The following is a 14,979-nucleotide window of genomic DNA, read 5'->3' on the forward strand; positions in this document are numbered from 1 at the left end:
ACATAATAATGAAATTAATACGATTCGGAGAATTTGGAAAAGAAAAAATCGGTGTACAAATCGATGGAGTACATTATGACGTCTCTGCCTTTGGCGGAGATTATAACGAACAGTTTTTCGCGGAAAATGGTTTGGCGAGATTAGCGGAATTTGTAAAAGCAAACGAGGGCAAACTGATAGAAGTGCCGGCAGGTACACGCTTAGGAGCTCCTTTTGCGCGCCCTTCTAAAATTGTTTGTATCGGATTGAATTATAAAGACCACGCGGAAGAAACTGGAGCAGCAATACCAAGCGAGCCGATTATCTTCATGAAATCAACAACGTCATTGGTCGGGCCTAACGATCAAATCGTTATCCCCCGAAATTCTACAAAAACCGACTGGGAAGTGGAGTTTGGTATTGTCATAGGGAAAAAGGCTTCTTATGTAGAGGAAGCAGAAGCATTGGATTATGTGGCAGGATATGTGTTGCATAACGATGTTTCGGAACGGGAATATCAATTGGAGCGTGGTGGTACGTGGGATAAAGGAAAAGGTTGTGACACGTTCGCGCCGATGGGGCCTTATATGACCACCGTCGACGAGATTCCGGATATCAACAATGTACGTCTTTGGTTGAAAGTGAACGGTAAAACATATCAAGACGGTAATACCGCTAATTTAATTTTTTCCGTGCAGCATGTTGTATCCTATGTATCCCAATTTATGACCTTGTTACCTGGTGATGTGATTTCCACCGGAACACCTGCGGGTGTTGGTTTAGGTTTTAATCCGCCAATTTACCTCAAAGCCGGAGATGTTGTTGAACTGGGAGCAGATTATCTGGGCGAATCACGCCAGGAGGTTGTTGCTTATGCGTATTGATTCTCATCAGCACTTCTGGATATTCAATGCCGTACGGGATGCTTGGATAACCGACGATATGGAGACCATTCGGCAGAATTTTTTGCCGATTGATCTAGCTTCTGTGCTCAAATCGAACAGGATAGACGGAACAATCGCTGTACAGGCATCGCAATCGCACGAGGAAACACAATTCTTGGTGGACTTGTCGACCATGTATGCGATGATCAAAGGCGTGGTTGGATGGGTAGATCTACAATCAGAAGACGTAGAGCAGCATTTAGCGCATTTTAGTCAGTACAGTGTTATTAAGGGATTCCGGCATGTGATTGAGGCAGAAGAGGATCCCGATTTTTTAATCCGTCCGGCGTTCTTACGCGGGATTAAAGCATTGACAGCACGTCAATATACGTATGATTTATTAATCCGTCCGAGGCATTATGGCAGTACCTTAGCCTGTGTGGAGCAAAACCCGGAACAACGGTTTGTATTAGACCACATGGCAAAACCAGCCATACGAACGAGAGAATTTGACGAATGGGCGGCATTTATCGAGAAATTGGCAGCGTTTCCGAATGTATTTTGCAAGGTTTCCGGGTTGGTTACAGAAGCTGATTGGAAGAATTGGACACTAGATGATTTCAAACCTTATATACAGCATGTTGTCGCCAGTTTTGGAAAGCAGCGTATCATGTTTGGAACGGACTGGCCAGTTTGTCTTGTTGCGGCCACCTATGAAGACGTTATGCAGATAGCAGATACGGCATTGATCGATTTTTCCGCTGAAGAGCAACTGGCTTTTTGGGGTGGAAATGCAGCTAGGTTCTATGGTGTCAAGTAAAGTGTAAAAAAGGAATGGATTTAAATTTAAAAGATAAAGTAGTCATCGTAACGGGCGGCGCAAAAGGTATCGGTAAGGCAGTTGTCCTGGCGTTGGCAAAAGAAGGAGCAGTACCTGTTATTGTGGGAAGAAAGCAAGCGGATAATAACCTCGTTAAGGAAGAAGTAGAGGCATTAGGAGGGAAAGCTCTTGTTATTGAGGCAGAGCTTTCCAAGCCCGAAGAATGTAAAAAAGCGGTAGAAGAGACGCTGCATGCTTTAGGGCGTATTGACGGCTTGGTCAATAATGCAGGGCACAATGATGGTGTCGGACTTATATCTGGGGACTATGAACGGTTTGTGGAATCATTACATAAGAACTTGATTCACTATTATTTAATGGTTCATTATAGTATTGACGCTTTACGTGTGTCCAAGGGCAGTATTGTAAATATTAGTTCAAAAACAGCAGAGACCGGTCAAGGAAATACCTCGGGTTATGCCGCTTCAAACGGCGGGCGGAATGCACTCACGCGCGAGTGGGCGGTAGAGCTGTTGCCGTACAGTATCCGGGTGAACGCCATCGTGGTGGCTGAGTGTGCAACGCCACAGTATGATTCCTGGATCCAGACGTTGGATAACCCCGAAGAAACGTTACAGAAAATAACGGATCGCATACCGTTGGAACATCGTATGACAACTCCCGAAGAGATTGCAAATACCACGGTATTTTTGCTGTCTGATAAATCAAGTCATACGACCGGCCAGCTCATCCATGTAGATGGGGGATATGTGCATTTGGATAGGTCGTTGATTAAGTCGGATTAGTCAACATCCTCCTCAAACGGTTCAATATGCACAAATACGTTTCCAATATTGTCTAAATTTTCGATGAGATAGTCTTTGAGGTTATGGGCTATCGCATGCCCTTCGCGTACAGACAAATTGGGGTTAACGACGGCATGCAGATCTATTTGGAAAAGCATGCCGATTTTTCGGATATAACATTTTTCTATCAACTCAATTCCCGTTACATGCAGGGCGTGTTGACGGACCTCTTCCTCCAACTCTTCGTAACGATTCTCGTCCATAATTTCCGCCAACGCCGGGCGAAATATACCATAACAGTTATAGATGATCAATCCAGAAGCCAACAGTGCTGCCCAATCATCCGCACTTTCGTATCCCTCCCCGAAAATTAACGCAACCGATATGCCTATAAAAGCAGCTACAGAGGTAATGGCATCACTACGATGGTGCCAAGCATCAGCTTTGAGGGAGGTGCTGTTGAGTTTTTTGCTTCTCCGCATGATAATCCGAAAAGAAATTTCTTTCCAGATAATAATCGCTGCTAATACATATAGTGTCCATGATCTGGGGGGCTCGTGTGGCGTCTGGATATTATGGATACTCTCTTTAGCAATGATGAAAGCCGAAACAATAAGGAAAATAACAACGATAAAGGTAATCAAAGGCTCTATACGTCCATGTCCATAGGGGTGGGTCTGGTCGGCAGGACGTTTGGAATATTTTAACCCTAATAATACTAAAAAGGAAGAAAAAATATCCGCGGTAGATTCAATAGCATCAGCGATCAAGGCATGGGAGTGTCCGAAGTAACCTGCTAACCATTTTATCACTGCCAATAAGAAGTTGGTCAGCATACTAAAGTAAGTCGTTCTAATCGCCTTATCCGAGTTTGACATTATTTCGCCCTATTTTCCTCAAAGATATGGTATTTTGAGAAAAAAATCCGTTCTTTAAGGCATAGAAATACCGCACATAACCAGAATGATTCAAACATATATATGGAAAGCATTGTAAAAACGATATCAAACCTTGTTTGGAGTGATTTTTTTATCTATCTCTGTCTATTTACCGGGTTATACTTTTCTATCCGCACCCGTTTTTTGCAAGTAGGTTACATTAAGGAAATGTTACGCCTCTTATTTGTAAAACGCGACTCCAATAAAGGCATTTCTTCCTTTCAGGCATTTGCTTTAGCTATTTCGGGACGCGTTGGTACGGGTAATATCGTAGGGGTAGCGACGGCTATTTTTATGGGAGGGCCGGGTGCGGTATTCTGGATGTGGGCAATTGCTTTCTTGGGCTCTGCTTCTGCTTTCATCGAAGCAACATTAGGACAGGTTTACAAACAGGAGCTGGATGGCGAATATCGAGGTGGACCGGCTTACTATATAGAAAGGGGGCTTGGTGTCAAATGGTATGCCGTCCTTTTTGCGATTGTGACGATCATCAGTACCGGGTTTCTTTTACCAGGTGTACAGAGCAACGCCGTAAATGGTACCGTGTCCAATGCTTTTAATCTACAATTGACAACCCTGTCGATTTTCGGAATGGATTTAACCATCAGTTGGATCGGGATAGGGGTTATTGTGTTACTGGGTATTATTATCATAGGCGGAGTAAAACGTTTAGGAAAAGCCGCTGAATATATTGTTCCTTTTATGGCGGGAGCTTATATTTTAATGGCATTAATAATCATCGCACTCAACGTCGCGGAAATTCCTGCAATATTCAAGCTTATTGTTTCCTCTGCTTTTAGTATGGATGCGACTTTTGGCGGTATTGTGGGAATGGCTATCGCCTGGGGCGTGAAACGCGGGATATATTCTAATGAGGCGGGGCAGGGAACAGCGCCCCACGCAGCTGCGGCGGCGGAGGTTAAACATCCTGCCCAGCAGGGTTTGGTACAAGCTTTTTCTGTATACGTGGATACCTTGTTTATTTGTACAGCAACGGCTTTTATGATTTTATTCACCGGGACGTTCAATACAGGAGAAACATTTGATGCCGCCGGGAGCGCGTTGACATTTGTGACCGAGCACGTGCCGGGGGTAGAGGCAGGTGGTTTTACACAAGCTGCGGTAGCCCATCAGTTTCCTGCCATAGGAAACCAGTTTGTAGCCGTTGCGTTGTTCTTTTTTGCCTTTACCACGATTATGGCGTATTATTATTATGCTGAAACCAATATTGCGTACATCTTTAAAAAAGGGAATACGAAGGTAGTCATCTGGATATTGCGGATTGGCTTTCTGGCAGCAACGTATTTCGGCACCGTTAGAACAGCCGGGCTAGCTTGGGATCTGGGTGATATCGGTGTAGGATTGATGGCCTGGGTGAACTTGATCGCTATCTTGTTGCTAAGCAAGCCCGCATTGAAAGTGTGGAAAGACTATAAAACCAAACGTAAAGCAGGAATCAAAGATCCGGATTTCAACCCCAAAGAGCTGGGGATTAAAAATGCAGACTTTTGGGAGAAAGAGTAAAGTGGATTTATGCTACGCCCGTACAGGTAGTGGCAAATATCATTATCAATGCAACTAGGGCTACTATTGTTATCGTGGTGTATGGTGTTCTTCTCATGACTTCATCCTTTTAGTTTTCTATATAGAGAATAACAAAAGGCATGCCTTGCTCCGCGAGGAAACGAAATAAATATCATTCTGTAGATAATCGTCGACTCTGCCGCTTTATTCCAATCCCGCACATGTAGTTGCAAATATCAATACCAGCGCTATCAGCGCTAGTATAACGAAAGTAGTTGCAGGTGTTCTCTTCATTATTTTTTTACTGTTAGTTGTTTGTTCAAGGACAGCAAAAGCTATGCCTTAAACATACATAACGGTACAAATCGTTAAAAAGTAACAGGTTGGTGAAATTTTTTATACTATTTTGCTACGATAGCTGTGCCATTAAATCGTCAAATTCTTTCTTTAACGCAGCTAGTTGCTCTTCCAATGTGCTTACCCTTTCTTCCAGTTCCTGTATGCGACCTGAAGAGCTGCCGTCCGAAGCACTGGAAAAGTTTTCATAATCTTCTTCGTTTACTTCACCAAGCAAATGTACATAACGTACTTCCTTTTGACCGGGGCGTTTAGCCAATTGCTTTACAAACGGAGGCTCTTGTTCTTGCAGACGATTCAACACCTCCTGTACTTCATCTATACTGTCAAAATTAAACAATCTACCGGCATTGGAATTGATTTCTCCCGGCGTTAAAGGGCCCCGGAGGATAAGTAAACACAGTGCTGCCAATTCCTGTGGAATTAAAGGGTACTGTATAGCCAGGTTGTGTTTATATTTTGTCACACGGCTACCGCCACCGACTGCCGTAGACACCAATCCCCTTTTTCTTAGCGTATCCAATGCTTCTATAATCGTGTTTTCGTCATAAGAAACAACGGGTTTCCGGGACGTCTTCTGGTTGCATGCCGTCTGTAACCCGTTTAAAGTCATAGGATAATATTCCGGTGTCGTTTTGGATTTTTCCAAAAGCGACCCTAGAATGCGCAACTCTTCTGCACTTAAAATAGGTAAATTATTCGTTTCTTCCATTTTTTCTGATGAATTGATTCGGTCTGTAGTCTTCGAAGATAAAAAATATCCGTTAACTTCGCGAGGAATAAAACAAGAAACATCGTGTTACGCATAGCATACCATCCGGGTTACGTACATCCCTTGCGGGCGGGACACCGTTTTCCCATGGTCAAATATGAGCTTATTCCGGCGCAGCTACTTTACGAAGGGGTAGTCTCTGCAGATTGCTTTTTTGAACCAAAACTTGTCGAGATGTCGACGATTGCATTGGCACACGATGCGCATTATGTCAGCCAACTGATGGATTTATCATTGAATGCAAAAATGGTGCGTAGAATAGGGTTTCCGTTATCGCAATCGCTGGTAGACCGCGAACGGTATATCTTGGACGGAACAATCCAAGCATCTTTATATGCCTTGGAACATGGTATTGCTTTTAATGTTGCTGGCGGGACGCATCATGCTGGACGTGATTTTGGAGAAGGTTTTTGTTTGTTCAATGACCAGGCAGTGGCGGCCGCTTATTTATTGGATAGGAAATTAGCGAAGAAGGTATTAATCATCGATTTGGACGTACATCAAGGCAACGGTACCGCTCATATTTTTGAAAAACATCCAGGTGTATTTACTTTTTCTATGCATGGCGATAAAAATTTTCCCTTTATAAAAGAATGTTCGGATTTGGATGTACCGCTGCCGGATGGTATGGATGACGGAGCCTATCTGGCCTTATTAAAGGAGAATCTTGACAAAATATTTACGATTTTTGATCCCGATTTTGTATTTTATCAAGCCGGAGTTGATATTTTAGCTACCGATAAATTGGGAAAGCTTAAATTAACGACAGATGGATGCCTACGCCGGGATGAAATGGTATTGCAAAAATGCCGACAAAACGGACTTCCCGTACAAATCAGTATGGGGGGAGGATATTCCGAGCACATCAAGGATATCGTGAATGCACATGTGAATACATATAAAATAGCCATGGATATTTTTGGCTTTTAATAAAGGAATACGAATTTTAACACGCAATAAACAATGTTCTTTCACCAAGACGCAACTTTTGAACAACTTTCCATACACCGTGTAGGAAACAAGGCACAGGATGAGTTTTACGTATTATCCGATACGCCCATTGAGATTTCCCAGGATGAAGTCCTACCTGATCTGCTGATGCAGTATTTTATGAAGCCTTTTAGCAAAGCGAATGAGGTATATCGCTTCTATCATCCAAACGACGATTTGCAACTCAACGAAGTCTATTATTTTGCAAAGCAATATTTTGAAGGGAAGATCGCTTTCCACGATATGTCCCAGCAATTGGCGAAACACTTGTATGAGGTTTCGGAGCACCCGAAAATAAAAGCGGGTGAGGTATATGTAGTTGCTTTGAAGAATGTGCAACTGGAGGGTGAGGAACACGATGCCGTTGGTATCTTTAAATCCGAGAATAAGGAAGCTTATTTAAAGGTATATCCAAATGCGGGTGGTTTTGACCTGGATTATGAACAAGAGGCGATCAATATCAATAAATTGGATAAAGGGGTGGTTATTGTGAAGACAGAGGCGGAGGAAGGATACAAAGTGTTGGTCGTAGATCAAACTAATCAATCGGAAGCCGTGTATTGGAAAGATGATTTTCTGAAAATCAAAGCGCGTAACGATAATTTTCAGCAGACCGGAAATTTGCTGAAAGTGTATAAGAATTTCGTCCATGATAAATTGGATGAAGCGTTTGAATTGGAAAGTGCGGACAAAATAGATCTTTTAAACCGCTCGATGAATTATTTTAAAACAAAAGAGACGTTTGATCAGGGCGAATTTGAAGAGGAAGTCATCGGAAATCCACAAGCGGCATCGTTATTCAAGGAATATCAAGAAAATTTTGCGGAAGAGTTCGATACGCCGTTTCAATCAAATTTTGAAATCGCATCTCCAGCGGTAAAAAAAATGGCCGCTTCTTATAAGTCCGTCATTAAACTGGATAAAAATTTTCATATTTATGTGCATGGCAAGCGAGACTATATTGAAGCTGGTTTTGATGAAGAACGAGGTTTAAATTATTACAAACTATATTTTGAAGCCGAAAGTTAACCTAAAAAACGGAAATAAAAGCTATTTCATAGCGATAGCGGTATGCCTTGTCGTGATGTTCGCCTTATCCTGGATAAAGCAATCACCGGCATTTATTGAGCAATATTATAGCCGACAGTTTTATCCCGTGTTTTCGTATTTGCCGAAATTCCTGTTCGGTTGGTTACCATTTAGCGTAGGAGATATATGCTACGTACTCCTATCGGGCAGTTTGCTGTGGCTGGCGATATCGTCGGTCATAGCACTAGTTAAACGTAAGTGGGAAATAGCGCAGAAACGATTGATGCGGCTTGTGCTCGTTTTGCTCGGCACTTATATCTACTTCTATGTGAGTTGGGGATTACATTATTATCGGATACCATTGCAGCAACAGCTCGGACTGCAAATTGATACCATTGTTCAAGAAGATTATATCGAAATATTAGACCGTTATATAATAGAAATCAATCAGCTCCGGGAGCAGTTGGATACGTCCATAATGGATAAGCCCCAGGCACGACAAGCATTGCAACAGCTGATGGATGAAAGCGGCGATCGGTTACCCATGTTGTCCCGTACGCAGGTAAGAGCAAAGCAACCTTTATCCAGTGAGTTGGTTTCTTACTTTACGGTTACCGGTTATTTTAATCCCTTTACGCAAGAAGTACAGGTGAATGGTAATATGCCCAAAACTTCTTATCCTTTTACGGTGGTACACGAGTTGGCGCATCAAATGGGAATCGGATTTGAAGACGAATGTAATTTTATCGCTTTTCTGATGCTTCGAGACCATTCGAATATATGGTATCGTTATGCCGCCTACTACGAGACTGTTCAATATCTGCTTCGGCCGTTGTACTTTGAGGATAAAATGCTTTATGAATCTTATGTTGCAAAACTATCGGCGGACGTCCGTCGCGATTACGCGGAAGAACGTCTCTTTTGGGAACAATATTACGGTGCATTTAATCGCTTGACGAACGTATTTTATGGTAGCTATTTGCGCCATAACAACCAACCGGAGGGCATGGCGCGTTATTCACTGATGAGTCGTTTGGTCATTGCCTGGGAGAAGCAGCGTTCCTCCTAGATGTTCATTTTCCCTTTGACCACTTTTCTCCAGAAAACATATGCGAGTATAGCACCCATACTCGCCATGCTTACACCTACGAGTGATGGATAATTGTACGCGTATCCGAGTGTAATGGGGACGGCACCGAGATAAGCGCCAAGCGTGTTCCCGATATTAAAACTTGCTTGTCCGGCCGCCGCGGCGAAGGTTTCCGCACCTTTGGCATTGTTGATCAGCATCATCTGTAGTGGCGAACCGATAGAAAAGGATATCATCCCCGTAATGAATGCCATAGGATAGGCCAAATAGGTGATGTGCGCAATGAAAAACACAACCAATAAACACATTGCCATTGCAATAAAACCGATAATAACCGCTTTCGAGGGTGTTATGCTGTCGGCAAGTTTACCGCCGATGATATTCCCGAAAAACATACCTAATCCCACCAATATCATGATGACAGGTACGCGGTTTTCAGGAAGATTTGATACGTCTGTTACCAACGGGGCGATATAGGATATCCAGGCGAACAGACCACCCGTCCCGATAGCAATAACAGCTACCATTAACCAGGCATCCCAACGGGCAAAATAGCTGATTTGTTTCAATACATTGTTTGTTTTGCTGGCTTCCATTTTCGGCATCCAAAAATAGATGGCCAAAAAGGTAATAAGACCTAATAAACTAATGACAGCGTACGTTATCCGCCAAGAGTAATGATGACCTATATATGTTCCCAACGGTACGCCTGCTAAGTTGGCGATGGTCATTCCCGTAAACATGATAGATATCGCCTGTGCTTCTTTACCCGGCTTCGCTAGTCGCGCAGCAACCACCGAACCGACTCCAAAAAAAGCCCCATGTGGAAAACCGGAGATGAAGCGCGAGGTGAGGAGCAGCACCTTGTTGGGCGCAATAGCAAAAATGCCATTAAACACAAAAAACAACAGCATCAGAAAGAGCAATATGTTGCGTGGAGAATACTTGCCACTGAACGCGACCAGAGTAGGAGCACCCACGACCACACCCAATGCATAAAGTGCAATTAAGTTGCTGGCTTCCGGAATTTCAATTTGTAAATCTTTGGCGATGTCTGGAAGGATGCCCATCATGGTGAATTCTGTCATCCCGATAGCTAATCCGCCAAATGCTAATGCGATAAGTGCTTTGTTCATTTGCCTGTGCTAAATAGAGAGCGCAAAGGTAAATATTTTTATGTTCTTTTTTCTCTCAAAAAAGAACCAAAAAAGTCGTCGCTTCGAATGTTTTACATTTTGGGTTAGTACGAAGGATGAGTTTGTACAGTTGTAAAACATTCGGATGCGACATTTAGTGTTAAAGGGGGATGGTGCATGGTGTGGATTAATACTAAGCGTTCTTGTTTAAGATTTTTATTTCTAATTTTACGTGTAAAAGTATAATTGTTGACTAAAATAATGAGTTATGCAGTATAGAAATTTGATTTTACGGTTAATTGGTGTTGGAGCTATGGCATTTTTTCTTTCCTGTGAGTCTGGGGGGAAGCGAAAAGAGGTGAATGGAGAAAAAACTGCCAAGGTGGAACAATTAACCCTGAACGAGGAGACTGCAAAGCAAATTTTCGAACTGCCTACGCATTGTTTAACGATTGAATATCCAAATAAACTGGGGCAGGTATTGGGAAGCGAGGCTGACCTAAAATCTCCGAAGGCACTACGTCCTATTTTTTATGGTTGTTTTGATTGGCATTCGTCGGTACATGGCTATTGGTCTATCGTCCGGTTGTTAAAGCAATATCCGGAACTGGATTCGGAGGGGAAGGTTCGCCAACTTTTAAACGACCATATTACCAAAGAAAACCTTGCGGTGGAACTCGCTTTCTTTCAGGATAAAAATAACCTGAGTTTTGAGCGTACTTACGGTTGGGCGTGGTTGTTTAAACTGCAGCAAGAGTTAACATCATGGCGAAATGAGGATGCACAGGAATGGGCGAAGACACTGCAGCCGCTGGTTGATCTGCTTTCGGAACGTACACAGCAATATTTATCTAAATTGGTGTATCCTATCCGGACCGGACAGCATGACAATACGGCTTTTAGCCTCACGTTGATGTATGAATATGCAGAACAAGTTGGTGATATGGTATTGCTAAATGCGGTAAAAACCAATAGTATACGTTTGTTTGAACAGGATAAAAATTGTAATCTAGCTTATGAGCCCAGCGGTTATGATTTTCTTTCGCCGTGCTTAGAAGAGGCTTATCTGATGAGTAAGATCATGCCGAAAGACGCGTACAAAAACTGGCTCGTGAATTTTTTACCGGTGCTGTTTGAATCCGAAATCGAAACACTCCAACCGGCTATTGTAAGTGACCGCACGGATGGCAAGCTGGTACATCTGGATGGTCTGAACTTTAGCCGGGCAAATTGTTTGTATGGTATTGCCCATGTATTACCGGAGATACAGAACACGTTGATCCCGCTTGCCAATACACATATTGCGTTCTCCTTAAAGAATATTTCCGGCGATGATTATATGGGAAGCCATTGGTTGGGTTCGTTTGCGTTGCTGGCGCTGTCTAACCAGTGAGGTCTAGAAACTATTACTCATCTGGAACATTGGCAGGTACATCGCTATTAAGATCAGTCCGACGACCAAACCCAAGAAAATGATAATTAAAGGTTCCAGGACAGTGGAAATCGTTGAGGTCTTGTATTCCACCTCCTCGGTGAGCTGATTGGCAATCTTTTCGAAGAAAAATTCGAGACGGTTCACTTCTTCGCCGACGCGTATCAGTTGGATGATCTTTGGCGGATAGAAATCGAAGCCCGCGAGGCTCTCGTGGAGCGATTTGCCCCGTACAATAGCCTGTTCGGTCTGCTGCATAGATTGCTGGATAGGGTAAAAGTCCGTCATCTGCTCCACCAGCTGTATAGCGTATAAAAGAGGCGTATTGGTTCCCACCAAAAGCCGCATGGTATTGGCAAACCGGGCAAGATGTATTTTGCGCACGATTTCACCCGCCACAGGTATCTTTAGAATAATGAAGGAAGACCACTTGCGGTACCATAGCTTCTTACGGTTCATATACAAAAAGATAATAAGTGCAGCGAGTAGGAGTACACCCCACAGAAACGTGCTGTCAATAAAGTTGGAAGTCCGTAAAATAAAATCTGTAATCCAAGGGAGTTCACCTCCAAAGCGGGTGAAGACATCGGCAAACATCGGTACGACAAACTTCAACATAAAAAATACCGCACCGAGGGATGTACAGAGCACAATGATCGGATAGGTCAATGCAGAGATAACCTTGCGGCGTTGCGCAATTTTACTCTTGTAGTATAGCGCCAGCTCACGGAGTACCTCACCAAGCTTGCCTGTTTCCTCTCCAATACGGATGCTCTGGAACTCATAGTTGCTGAATTTTCCACTTTGTTGTACGGCGCTCGAGAGCGTTGCCCCTTTAACCACATTATCCTTGATACCGGTAAATATATGGGTTTCCTTACCTTTCTTTTGGTCGATGAGTACCAGGTCGAACGCCGTGCGGATATCGATACCCGACAGTAAAAGTGTGCTGAACTCCAGATAGAACTCTTCTTTCTTCCGGTCGGCAAGCTGCCCGTTGCCGAAGGAAATGTCCCGGTTCAACCATGCCATGATATCAAAGTTTATGTTGCCTTCGGTTCCGGTTTCCGAAATCGTAGCGGCTTTATTTTTCTTGTACGATGAAATATCAATTTTTGGCATGGTCACGTTAGTTACTATTCCGCAGGTAAATTTATTAAATTTTCGGCACTATACACTTTTCGCAATACAAAAGGATAGCGTTTATTTTCCGTCTGTAGCTCAAATTGACAAACCTCGACAATCTCTTGTCGCAAATTTTTGATATATTCGACAGTCAGATATTCCGGTTGTCCATAAAGCGTGTCGGTCGGTATATCCTGCTGGCTGCGGATAACGGTCGAATCCAAAAAGACATACCGTGTCTGTCCGATATCCCGATCCAGTACCAGTGTATTGTCGGCGAACCGTACATAGTCGGCCTCCAGGAATTCCCTTTGCATGCGGTGCTGGAAAAGCTGTAATCCAAAAGCGGCCTGTTTCTCACGTTGTTGCGCTTCGCCCATCTGCGTGAAGGTGCGCAGGACATAAAAGGCTATTCCCATACAAATCGCGGCAATCAGCATCGCGATGGTCATTTCCAGTAGCGTAAAAGCGCTATAGCGTATCCTGATCGTCATCTAGGGGAAGGATTAAGATTAAACTATCTAGGAGACTGTTATTTTCAATATCGTAAGCATAAAATCTGACCCGTTTACGGTCAGTATACGGTGCCAACATTTCTTCTTCTACGTTATAGGCGGCAACGTGGGTAATCTTGGTTCCCTGATTATCGGAGTCTCCGGCAAGGTAGGCATTGCCAAGTTGCTTTAACTCCAATCGTACCGTCGTTTGGCGTTTGCTGGTGGAAGCATTTACCAAACGCGTAAACAGCACCATCCCTGCCGCAAACACAGCGAGCAGTATGATCAGCGCAATCAATACCTCCACCAAGGTTGATGCACGAAAAGACAACGTCTGGTATCTACTCAATTTAACCATTTTACGATCTTTTGTGGCGCAGGCTCTTCTGTAGTCCAGAAGAATGGAGCGATATAATAGGGGTGAAGCTTATTGCGTTCGAGGTTCAGGCTGATCAGGTAATTCTCATAAAGGGAGCTGGGGCGCTGAATAATCAAACGGTGTGCATATAGACCGCCCTTAACGGTCAGTGGGTCTGTATATTTGAGTAGCCCGAAGCTTATCAGTTCACCTTCTACTGTTACATTTTTTTGAAGTTCCAATAAGTCCATTTGATCGGGTATGTTGGCACGGTGAAGCAGCACCATTCCCTGTATACGACTGTTTTCCCCGACTGTCAACTTTAATGGGCCATTTAAGCTGTCTGCTGTTAAGAGTGCTAAAACAGAAGGATAACGTAAAGCAACATTTTTACCTACGGTTAAGGAATCAAATGCAAAAAACTGGCCGTTACCCGAAAAATCGTCTTCCAGTTTGATGTGTGGAGCAATAACAATAGCGTCTTCCCATACCGTCTGTGCAGAAATATGGACAGTGGAATCCGCCAGAATGACCAAATTGCCCGATATGGAATCCGCGAGCAGCGGAGCAGCCTGTGGCAGGTGGTAATACCGCGTCGCTTCAAAAAAAGAATGACGCAAAGAATGGTTTGATGGTACATCCGCACTTTCGGGGAGTTTTTCGGTATATAGTGATTTAATAGCGTTGATGCGTTCAACCTCATAATCCGGAAGTGCTTGACTGCTTTCCTTGATCTGACCGTCGACCATTTTTTCTATGCCCTGATAGTATTCTCCGTCGACAAATGCCGGACGTATACCCGATTGGGGTAGAAATGCGGTACCTTGGATAACGGTTTTGCCGCTGATGGACAGTGGACGGTCTTCGTCTACAATGTAAAGCACCGTTGAGTCTTTCGGCTGTATGCCCGACAGAAAACTACGCTTTAACGTGTCCTGACCACGCCAACTATGCACGGTAACAGCATCCAGAAAACCCCATTGCTTTTTTTCGATACGTAAGCTATCCCGCAGGGTGATCGGTGATAACAATAAGGTTTCTCCGCTTTGGGTATGTGGAAAATAAGCAGACAACGCGAGTGAAGTTCCGGCTTCCAGATCCTGCGCCAACATATCCCATCGATCGATTTTTTGTTGTTGCTCGCGGTAAAAAAAATGGAGGTAGATCAAACTCCCAAGAAGTACGGTGATGACAAGTGTGATAACCAGGACAAGGTGCAGGGCAGAGGCTTTGACCATCACA

16 protein-coding genes are annotated in these 14,979 nt (G+C 43.6%); 9 read left to right on the forward strand and 7 right to left on the reverse strand.

Going from position 1 to position 14,979, the window contains the following annotated elements; all coding sequences use genetic code 11:
* Nucleotides 1-8 precede the first annotated feature (8 nt).
* From FXV77_RS10350 to FXV77_RS10360, 3 genes are read left to right on the forward strand one after another with little or no spacing between them, the layout of a single operon-like run.
* Nucleotides 9-863: a fumarylacetoacetate hydrolase family protein gene (locus FXV77_RS10350; RefSeq protein ID WP_148919154.1), complete on the forward strand. Its 855-nt coding sequence runs from the start codon at nt 9-11 to the stop codon at nt 861-863.
* Nucleotides 796-1,683: an amidohydrolase family protein gene (locus FXV77_RS10355; protein ID WP_246162406.1), complete on the forward strand. Its 888-nt coding sequence runs from the start codon at nt 796-798 to the stop codon at nt 1,681-1,683. Before FXV77_RS10350 ends, FXV77_RS10355 begins: the two co-directional genes overlap by 68 nt.
* A 14-nt stretch (nt 1,684-1,697) precedes the next feature.
* Complete coding sequence (locus tag FXV77_RS10360) at nt 1,698-2,489, forward strand: L-fucose dehydrogenase (protein ID WP_148919155.1); 792 nt, start codon at nt 1,698-1,700, stop codon at nt 2,487-2,489.
* Here the strand turns inward: FXV77_RS10360 and FXV77_RS10365 are convergent.
* The gene (locus tag FXV77_RS10365) at nt 2,486-3,367 is read right to left on the reverse strand and encodes a cation diffusion facilitator family transporter (protein WP_148919156.1); all 882 of its coding nucleotides are present in this window, start codon (nt 3,365-3,367) and stop codon (nt 2,486-2,488) included. The two genes, FXV77_RS10360 and FXV77_RS10365, sit on opposite strands and share 4 nt — an antisense overlap.
* A 102-nt stretch (nt 3,368-3,469) precedes the next feature.
* On the opposite strand from FXV77_RS10365, the gene FXV77_RS10370 reads away from it, so the two are divergent.
* Nucleotides 3,470-4,951, forward strand: coding sequence for an alanine/glycine:cation symporter family protein (locus tag FXV77_RS10370; protein ID WP_148919157.1), 1,482 nt, complete (start codon nt 3,470-3,472; stop codon nt 4,949-4,951).
* Nucleotides 4,936-5,064: a hypothetical protein gene (locus tag FXV77_RS22520; protein WP_262713621.1), complete on the forward strand. Its 129-nt coding sequence runs from the start codon at nt 4,936-4,938 to the stop codon at nt 5,062-5,064. The genes FXV77_RS10370 and FXV77_RS22520 overlap by 16 nt, the downstream gene beginning before the upstream one ends.
* Nucleotides 5,065-5,360: 296 nt before the next feature.
* Here the strand turns inward: FXV77_RS22520 and FXV77_RS10375 are convergent, their stop codons facing one another.
* Nucleotides 5,361-6,020, reverse strand: a complete 660-nt coding sequence (locus tag FXV77_RS10375; RefSeq protein ID WP_148919158.1) for a YceH family protein — start codon at nt 6,018-6,020, stop codon at nt 5,361-5,363.
* Nucleotides 6,021-6,104: 84 nt separating this feature from the next.
* Here FXV77_RS10375 and FXV77_RS10380 point away from each other — a divergent pair, with 84 nt between their 5' ends.
* From FXV77_RS10380 to FXV77_RS10390, 3 genes are read left to right on the forward strand one after another with little or no spacing between them, the layout of a single operon-like run.
* The gene (locus FXV77_RS10380) at nt 6,105-7,010 is read left to right on the forward strand and encodes a histone deacetylase family protein (RefSeq protein WP_187444091.1); all 906 of its coding nucleotides are present in this window, start codon (nt 6,105-6,107) and stop codon (nt 7,008-7,010) included.
* 33 nt (nt 7,011-7,043) lie between these two features.
* The gene (locus tag FXV77_RS10385) at nt 7,044-8,099 is read left to right on the forward strand and encodes a nucleoid-associated protein (RefSeq protein WP_148919159.1); all 1,056 of its coding nucleotides are present in this window, start codon (nt 7,044-7,046) and stop codon (nt 8,097-8,099) included.
* Nucleotides 8,083-9,168: a DUF3810 domain-containing protein gene (locus FXV77_RS10390; RefSeq protein ID WP_148919160.1), complete on the forward strand. Its 1,086-nt coding sequence runs from the start codon at nt 8,083-8,085 to the stop codon at nt 9,166-9,168. The genes FXV77_RS10385 and FXV77_RS10390 overlap by 17 nt, the downstream gene beginning before the upstream one ends.
* Here the strand turns inward: FXV77_RS10390 and FXV77_RS10395 are convergent.
* Complete coding sequence (locus FXV77_RS10395; RefSeq protein ID WP_148919161.1) at nt 9,165-10,325, reverse strand: MFS transporter; 1,161 nt, start codon at nt 10,323-10,325, stop codon at nt 9,165-9,167. The two genes, FXV77_RS10390 and FXV77_RS10395, sit on opposite strands and share 4 nt — an antisense overlap.
* 268 nt (nt 10,326-10,593) lie before the next feature.
* On the opposite strand from FXV77_RS10395, the gene FXV77_RS10400 reads away from it, so the two are divergent.
* Nucleotides 10,594-11,718 (forward strand): DUF2891 domain-containing protein, encoded by a 1,125-nt coding sequence (locus tag FXV77_RS10400; RefSeq protein ID WP_246162408.1) that lies wholly within the window; start codon nt 10,594-10,596, stop codon nt 11,716-11,718.
* A 3-nt stretch (nt 11,719-11,721) separates the two neighbouring features.
* Here FXV77_RS10400 and FXV77_RS10405 read toward each other — a convergent pair whose 3' ends face one another.
* Genes FXV77_RS10405 through FXV77_RS10420 form a run of 4 tightly spaced genes read right to left on the reverse strand, consistent with a single transcriptional unit; the run spans nt 11,722 to nt 14,978 of the window.
* Nucleotides 11,722-12,879, reverse strand: coding sequence for a type II secretion system F family protein (locus FXV77_RS10405; protein ID WP_148919162.1), 1,158 nt, complete (start codon nt 12,877-12,879; stop codon nt 11,722-11,724).
* 14 nt (nt 12,880-12,893) lie between these two features.
* Nucleotides 12,894-13,376 carry a PulJ/GspJ family protein gene (locus FXV77_RS10410; protein ID WP_148919163.1) on the reverse strand — a complete coding sequence of 161 codons (483 nt, stop codon included), beginning with the start codon at nt 13,374-13,376 and terminating at the stop codon, nt 12,894-12,896.
* On the reverse strand, nt 13,354-13,737 hold the full coding sequence (locus FXV77_RS10415) for a type II secretion system protein (RefSeq protein WP_148919164.1): 384 nt from the start codon (nt 13,735-13,737) through the stop codon (nt 13,354-13,356). Before FXV77_RS10415 ends, FXV77_RS10410 begins: the two co-directional genes overlap by 23 nt.
* A complete protein-coding gene (locus tag FXV77_RS10420) occupies nt 13,725-14,978 on the reverse strand; it encodes a hypothetical protein (RefSeq protein WP_148919165.1) in 1,254 nt (417 codons plus the stop codon). The genes FXV77_RS10415 and FXV77_RS10420 overlap by 13 nt, the downstream gene beginning before the upstream one ends.
* Nucleotide 14,979: the final 1 nt, after the last annotated feature.

This window comes from Sphingobacterium phlebotomi, from assembly GCF_008180195.1.
Classification (GTDB): Bacteria; Bacteroidota; Bacteroidia; order Sphingobacteriales; family Sphingobacteriaceae; genus Sphingobacterium; species Sphingobacterium phlebotomi.